Annotated in this window: 8 protein-coding genes; 2 read left to right on the top strand and 6 right to left on the bottom strand. The window is 42.3% G+C overall.

What is annotated here, in order from left to right; genetic code table 11:
• Positions 1-241 precede the first annotated feature (241 nt).
• From AC6RV6_RS29585 to AC6RV6_RS29560, 6 genes are all read right to left on the bottom strand, one after another.
• Positions 242-1,012 (bottom strand): F0F1 ATP synthase subunit B family protein, encoded by a 771-nt coding sequence (locus AC6RV6_RS29585; protein ID WP_500244465.1) that lies wholly within the window; start codon positions 1,010-1,012, stop codon positions 242-244.
• A gap of 3 nt (positions 1,013-1,015) precedes the next feature.
• Positions 1,016-1,294, bottom strand: a complete 279-nt coding sequence (locus tag AC6RV6_RS29580; RefSeq protein ID WP_500244464.1) for a F0F1 ATP synthase subunit C — start codon at positions 1,292-1,294, stop codon at positions 1,016-1,018.
• Positions 1,287-1,991: a F0F1 ATP synthase subunit A gene (locus AC6RV6_RS29575; protein ID WP_500244463.1), complete on the bottom strand. Its 705-nt coding sequence runs from the start codon at positions 1,989-1,991 to the stop codon at positions 1,287-1,289. Before AC6RV6_RS29575 ends, AC6RV6_RS29580 begins: the two co-directional genes overlap by 8 nt.
• A gap of 6 nt (positions 1,992-1,997) precedes the next feature.
• Positions 1,998-2,306, bottom strand: coding sequence for an N-ATPase subunit AtpR (locus tag AC6RV6_RS29570; protein ID WP_500244462.1), 309 nt, complete (start codon positions 2,304-2,306; stop codon positions 1,998-2,000).
• Positions 2,307-2,396: 90 nt separating this feature from the next.
• Complete coding sequence (locus AC6RV6_RS29565) at positions 2,397-2,708, bottom strand: AtpZ/AtpI family protein (RefSeq protein ID WP_500244461.1); 312 nt, start codon at positions 2,706-2,708, stop codon at positions 2,397-2,399.
• Complete coding sequence (locus tag AC6RV6_RS29560) at positions 2,708-3,091, bottom strand: F0F1 ATP synthase subunit epsilon (RefSeq protein ID WP_500244460.1); 384 nt, start codon at positions 3,089-3,091, stop codon at positions 2,708-2,710. The genes AC6RV6_RS29565 and AC6RV6_RS29560 overlap by 1 nt, the downstream gene beginning before the upstream one ends.
• Positions 3,092-3,336: 245 nt before the next feature.
• Here AC6RV6_RS29560 and AC6RV6_RS29555 point away from each other — a divergent pair, with 245 nt between their 5' ends.
• Both AC6RV6_RS29555 and AC6RV6_RS29550 read left to right on the top strand, forming a co-directional pair.
• Positions 3,337-4,386, top strand: a complete 1,050-nt coding sequence (locus AC6RV6_RS29555; RefSeq protein ID WP_500244459.1) for a trypsin-like peptidase domain-containing protein — start codon at positions 3,337-3,339, stop codon at positions 4,384-4,386.
• Positions 4,379-6,780, top strand: a 2,402-nt coding sequence (locus AC6RV6_RS29550; RefSeq protein ID WP_500244458.1) for a tetratricopeptide repeat protein, incomplete at its 3' end; no start/stop codon positions are given. The genes AC6RV6_RS29555 and AC6RV6_RS29550, both read left to right, overlap by 8 nt.

The raw sequence follows: 6,780 nt of genomic DNA, 5'->3' as shown, positions 1-6,780 counted from the left end.
TAACAATGTTCCTCAAGTTTTGAAACATCGATGTGCCTATCTCAATAATGCTTTGGAGCTTAGAAATGGATGTATTGATCGAAAAAGGTTGTAATTGGGTGCGAGATTACCTAAAAAATAATATCAACGTTGAGGAACGCGATCGCAAGATATGCAACGGAATAGGAAAAGAATGAAAAGCGATCGCACTTCTCACCCGCAGATATTGTTCACACTAAAAAACCTTGTTTTAAGTAAGTTGTTAATGTGAAGCGTCATTAGCGAGAGCGCGTTCCATTTCCATCTCCAACTCCTGTAAATAATGCGCCAAATTCCAAGAGAGTTTATAGTTGCGATCGCGCAGTTCGATACCGCACATCGCCTCATCTCCCGTCTCAAATTTGACCTCTACATCTTTTCCTATTTGTGCGCCGATCGCTTGCAGGAGTCGAGAGCGCTTTTCTGGTTCAATAGCAAAGGTCGTGCGGATCGCCAGTTCCCTTTGTGGACTCGGGTTAGCGGAAGAACGCATCATTTCCAGTTGAGACGCATCGAGGTGGTGCAGGCGATCGATGAAGGTTTCCACAATTTGCGCCTCCAAGTCGGCATTCGCCAAATCGCCCAAAACCTGACGGGCGATCGTGGCAATCTGCTGACCTGCTCTCTGTTGTAGCTCTTGTAAAAAAGCCTGTTTTTCTCGATTGAGTGCTTCGTACCATTGTACCCGAGCGGCATCAACTTCAGAACGCACCCCCATCATTAAAACTTGACGCTCTTGCTCTATCTCCTGCTGGGCAAGATGCAACAATTCCTCTCGTTGTGTTTCGAGTTCCTGTTGTTTTTGGCGATAAAGATCGGCTTCCTGTTGAGCGTCTTCCACTCGTGTATCGGCTTCTTGGAGACGAGTCGCAATTCTTTGCTCCCGTTGCTCCATTGCCTTAACAATTGGACCGTAGAGAAAGCGCTTGAGGAGAACGACGAGGATGAGAAAGTTAATAATTTGGGCAACAATAATCACAGGATCGATTAACATCGTCTATCCTCCACCTCGACTAACGAAATAATTCCAAAAGGGATTGGCAAAAATTAAAATCAAAGTAATGACAAAACAGTAAATTGCCGTTGATTCTACTAATGCCATCCCCACAAAAAGAAGGCGAGTAATCGTTTTGGCTTCGTCCGGTTGTTGTGCGAGAGAACTTAACGCCTGAGCCAGAGCGCGACCTTCTCCCAAAGCCGGACCGATCGAGCCGATCGCAATCGTAATACCCGCCGTCGCGATCGATGCCATGCCAATCAATGCCAGATTATCCATTTTCGAGATCTCCTGTTTCCTCGTTTTCGCTATCCCGTACCGTCGTCGCTGCAGCAATATAAACCATTGCCAGAATTGCGAAGATATACGCTTGAATCAGTCCCGTTAACAATCCCATTGCCTGCATAATTGCTGGAAAAAACAAGGGTGCAACGGAAAGTAGAATGCCCACAATCATCGTACCGCTCATGACATTGCCAAACAAACGCACGGCGAGGGCGAGAATGCGAGAAAACTCACCAATAATGTTAAAGGGGAGCATGATGGGGTTAGGTTCGAGGTACTGTTTCAAGTAGCCCCAAAACCCTTGTTTGCCGATTCCGTAGAGGGGGACTGCGAAAAAGACGCAGATCGCCAAGGCTGCTGTAGTTGAGAGAGAGCCGGTAGGGGGTTGATAGCCCGGAATAATACTCAAGAGGTTGGAAACTGCGATGAAGATAAATAAAGTCCCCACAAAAGGCAAATAAGGCGCGGGTTCTTGTTCGCTAATTTCTCGAATTTGTTCGCCGATCCCCAGCACGAGAACTTCTAAGAGATTTTGCCCGCGAGAGAGGTGGGTTGAGGCCGATAATTTGTGAGTCACGAACCAAGAAAATAAGACGAGGAAGGCCATCACGAGCCAAGTAAAAACAAGAGTCGCACTGAGAGAGAGCGATCCCCATTGCCAAACAATGATTCCATCTGGAGTGAGATTCATAAGTGTTTACTCCTTTCTGGACAAGGAGCGGTTTTTGGCTGCCGAGAAAGTTGTCATGAGATATATCAAAATATTACGAGAAAGAAGGAATCCCAAGACGCAAGTTAACAGAACTATAATTAATTTTCCCTCGACAAAATGAGTAATAATCAGGTAGAAGCCGACTAGCGCGATCGCTAAACGCATTAACAAGCTCATGAAGAACAGTAGAAAGGGTCGCTTCGTCATGGGCAGTTGCCTCACTGTCAGCCAAAGACCGCCAAAATAAAGGCATCCCAAAATTAAACCCGCAATAAAGGCGATCGCAACAGTCATTTCAGTTATCAGTTATCAGTTATCAGTTATCAGGTTCGACCAGTGATGAGGGTCGCGCCTAAGAGCAGCACTAGGAGTAAACTAGATTCGTTAGCGATCGCTCTCCTTTTTAATCCAGTACCAAGCATTCAGGCATCCCAAAACGACACCGACAAACAACAGCATCAACGTCCAAGAATAGCGGCTGGGAAAGCGGGTATCGATCCAAACTCCCAAAGCAATACAGAGTAATGCGGGAATTGTCACGGACCACCCCACCATGCCAAACATGCCCAAGGCAAACCAGATATTATTTTTCTCTCGTCGCGCCTTAATTTTGCGAGTGGCTTTTGCTTCCACTTGTTGGTGAAAGAGATTCCTCATCGCTTTCGTGTTTTTTTTGTCATCTTCGAGTTTGTCCATTAGCTGCCTAACTCCTTGAAATGACGCATAATACTGGCCTCAAATTTAGCCAAAGCGGAACGGGTGAGCTTTTCTCGTTCGTCTAAAACGCGAAACTGTTGCTCGACGGTTTGTTTGAGTTCCTCGAGGTTATCAGACCCTACGGCGTTGAGGGTGGAAACTAAAACTTCTGCGTCGCATTTGACTAAAATGCCTTCATCCACAGCCAGAAAGGTTTCCTGTCCCGATTCTAATTCAAAAGACAAGATACCGGGTACCAAAGCGGCAAAAAAGTCAATGTGACGGGGCAAAATACAGAAAGAGCCGTTTTCGGCTTCGGCAGTTATTTTTGTGACCGATCGCTCGACTAAAACTTCGGTAGGAAGCAGCACTTTTAGGATCATGGCTCGAGTTTGAATGATGGCGTTTTTCTAGTTTAAGGGAACAAATTTAACAAATACTAACAGCGATCGCTCGATTGCCCGTTGAAATACAAAAATTTCTTTTATGTTCTGCTATTTTATCGAAATATGTGAAGAGATCGGATAAGTATTGCGATCGCGAGTCTTTTTCTCCTTTTCTACCTTGATGGACATCGGCAAAAATGCAGACTAAACTGAAAGCGATAGAGAGTAAAATGTGAGGAAAAATGGTGACATTGAATGCGGGCGATCGCAAGCAATTGATTGCGTTATTAAAAGAGCTTCCCGAGTTGGCAAATGAGCGATCGCGTCAAAAAATGTTAGAGGTTGCGGGGTTAGGGAAGTTGATTCCCATGCTCGATCTTTCTGGTGCTGCTTTTATTGCAATTACCGAGATTGTTAGCTATTTGGAAAAGTACGGTCGTTTGAGTTATGACAGTGAGGCTTTAGGGGTTTTTCTCAATTCAATGAAAGAATTTGTTGGCATACAGCAACAAGATTTTTTAGATCGGTTGTTGGTGGACTATGACATGATGACCCCTATTATAGTCTCTCCTCGCATCGATCGCTGGCAAGGAAAGGAAGAACCTACGGATGTTTTTGAGAAGATTATCGGGGAAAATACTCTGCGTCCTATTGCTTTTTTACAGCAAGGTTTAGAGGTGGCGCGATCGGTGGCTTATATTGGAGTGCGAGGGGATGGAAAACAATGGTCGGGGACGGGGTTTTTGGTGGGGGAAAGTTTGTTATTGACTAACAATCATGTTTTGGAGAAGCGAGAGTTATTATCGGGGGCAATTTTTCGCTTTAATTATGAAGAGAATTTTCACGGAGAAGCGCAAGCTGTTGACGAATATCGCGCCAAAGAAAAAGGGATTTTTCAGACGAATTCCGATCTTGATTATACGTTGGTGGAGTTAGAAGACACACCGGGTCAACAATGGGGATATTTGCGTTTGCGAGGGGGAGAAATTCGACGCAATCATCGCGTTAATATTATTCAGCATCCTGACGGAAGACCCAAACAAATTTCCCTGCAAAATAATTTCGTGCAGTATATTGGGGGGAATGTGGTACAGTATGTCACCTCGACTTTGCCGGGATCTTCGGGGTCTCCGGTGTTTAATGATAGTTGGCAGGTTATTGCGGTGCATCATGCGGGGGGAAATATAAATGAACCGACGACAAAACGGCGATATTTCCGGAATGAAGGCATACTGATAGAAAGGATTCTTGCGGACTTACCTTCCGATGTACAGACAAGATTGAATGGTTAAATTAGCCAACGAAGATCGCAAAAAGTTAATCAAATTGCTCAAAAAACTTCCTGAGATGGAGGATCTGCGATCGCGTCAAAAATTCCTAGAGTATGTCGGTTTGGGAGAATTGGTCTCTCAAATCGATTTATCTGGAAATCAATTTGTTGCGGCTACTGAAATTGTGACTTATTTAGCACAATATGGACGCTTACCGAGTAGTGGCTGTGAAGCATTAGGAATGTTGCTGGAAGATCTCAAAGATTTTATAGGAGAAGAGGAACAACAATTTTTAGATTCGCTGTTGGTGAAATATAACATGATGATTCCTCGGGTTTCTCCGTTGCCCGATCTTCAGTCAAATTTAGGGGAATGGGGAGAGGAAAGATTTGATTTTCAGGAATGGGATAGAGGAGTTGCTTCTCGAATCAGTGCGAAGATTACTCGCTGTCCTTTTGTATTACTTGAAGAAGATATTTCCACGTTTACGGGAAGAGAGGAAGAATTAGACAAACTCAAAACTTTATTGATTGATTCTCAAGAGACAAAACAATGCAGGATTGTTAGTTTAGCAGGGACGGGAGGAATTGGTAAATCTGCCCTTGCTTGTCGCTTTGCAACTCAGTACAAAGAGCATTTTACGGATGGGATCATTAGGTTGCGGGTGGATGGAAAAGATGTGGAGACGCTTGCACGAGAATTTGCGCGAGAGATGGGGTTTGTTTTTGAGGAAGAGGAAGAACAAGCATTAGATGCGGCAACAATTATGCAGGAGTTATTCGCTTCTCGTCGAATGTTGTTGATTTTTGATAATGCAGACGAAGCAAGTATTAAAAAATTGCGTCCCGGTGGGAATATTTGTGCAATTATTGTCACGACAAGAGATAGAAATATATCATTTTCTTTAGATATTTCCAATGAAAGTACAATTAATTTACCTCTACTTCCTAAGCCCAAATCGCTATTATTATTAAAGCGTATTTTGGGAGAGAATCGGATTGAAAATGAATTAGATGCAGCTTATAAAATTATTCGATTAGTAGGAAATCTACCTTTAGCATTGCAGATTTCAGGAGCAAACTTAAAAGGGACAAATCGCTCTTTATCAGATTATGCTGCTTATTTAAAGCAAAAGCGAGCGGATTTAAAGGTGCGAGGCGATAAAGACTTTAATTGGAGAGCTTCTTTGGATATTAGTTTAGAATCTTTGGAAGAAGATGAACTTGATTTTTTTGCTTGTTTGAGTGTTTGTGCTGAGGATGGTTTTGCAAGGAAGACGGCAATGATAGCGGGAGGCTGTGAGGATGAATGGGAAGCACAGGATTATTTAGATTACCTTCATAAATTATTTTTAATTAACTACATGGAAACAGGGGAAAATCGTTTTGTATTTCACCCCTTAATTCAAGCCTCTGCTTTAAGTTTAGCAAAGTCAAAATCATTATATAAAGAAGCTACCAGACGACACGCAGAGTATTTTATTGATTGGATTAAATTAAATGAAGAAAGTTTAGATTCTATCGCTTCTATGATTGCTGAAGATATAGACGATTTGATTTTGGTTGGAGAATGGCTACGAACAAACAAAATATTCAATTACGACTTTATTGAATCACTACATAGCTTTTTTGAAGAATATGGATATTGGAAAAAAGCTGCCGAATTCATGAAAGATTTTCAGGAGTTTGCGACACAATCTAAGGAGTGGGAACTTGTTGTTGTTTTTTGTACCCGACGAGCAAAATATTTAGCGTTACAGGAAAAATTTGAAGAGGCAAAAACAGTGCTGAAAACTATTCCAGATACTTTAACAAACATTGAATCAGAAACAGTTCGCAAGCGCTCTCAAGTAAAATTTCTCATTCGTCTCGGAAGAATTTTAGAGCAACAAGAAAATTTTGATGAGGCAATTACTCAACTTCAATTAGCTGTAAGTATTGCTTGGGATTTCGATGAGCCGGAAAATTTGCGAAATGTTTTAAATGTTTTGAGTTGGGTATTAAAACGAAAAGGAAAAATTGATAATGCAATTGAAATTTTTCAAGAAGAAATTGAGCTAAATGAAGTTCTCAATGACAAAAAAGGAATAGCGATTGCACTCAACCGCATGGGAGGACTATTACAACACCAAGGAAGAATAGAGGAAGCTATTTCTGCCTTTCAGCGTCAAATTGATGTCAGTGAAGTTCTCAATGACCAACAAAGAATAGCGATCGCACTCAACCGTATGGGAGGACTATTACAACAGCAAGGAAGAATAGAGGACGCTATTTCTGCCTTTCAGCGTCAAATTGAAATTAGTGACAATCTTAATGACCAAAGACAAATAGCGATCGCACTGAATTGCATGGGAGGACTATTACAACAGCAAGGAAGAATAGAGGAAGCTATTTCTGCATTTCAGCGTCAAATTGA

The organism is Spirulina sp. LEGE 11439, from assembly GCF_059821285.1.
Note: the sequence above shows the minus strand (reverse complement) of the source record. Positions and strands in the feature narration are given on the sequence as shown.

Coding starts and splice junctions, on each gene's coding strand:
- AC6RV6_RS29580 (WP_500244464.1), bottom strand. CDS start 1,294: ATGGATAATCTGGCATTGATTGGCATGGCATCGATCGCGACGGCGGGT.
- AC6RV6_RS29575 (WP_500244463.1), bottom strand. CDS start 1,991: ATGAATCTCACTCCAGATGGAATCATTGTTTGGCAATGGGGATCGCTC.
- AC6RV6_RS29565 (WP_500244461.1), bottom strand. CDS start 2,708: ATGGACAAACTCGAAGATGACAAAAAAAACACGAAAGCGATGAGGAAT.
- AC6RV6_RS29560 (WP_500244460.1), bottom strand. CDS start 3,091: ATGATCCTAAAAGTGCTGCTTCCTACCGAAGTTTTAGTCGAGCGATCG.
- AC6RV6_RS29555 (WP_500244459.1), top strand. CDS start 3,337: ATGGTGACATTGAATGCGGGCGATCGCAAGCAATTGATTGCGTTATTA.
- AC6RV6_RS29570 (WP_500244462.1), bottom strand. CDS start 2,306: ATGACTGTTGCGATCGCCTTTATTGCGGGTTTAATTTTGGGATGCCTT.
- AC6RV6_RS29585 (WP_500244465.1), bottom strand. CDS start 1,012: ATGTTAATCGATCCTGTGATTATTGTTGCCCAAATTATTAACTTTCTC.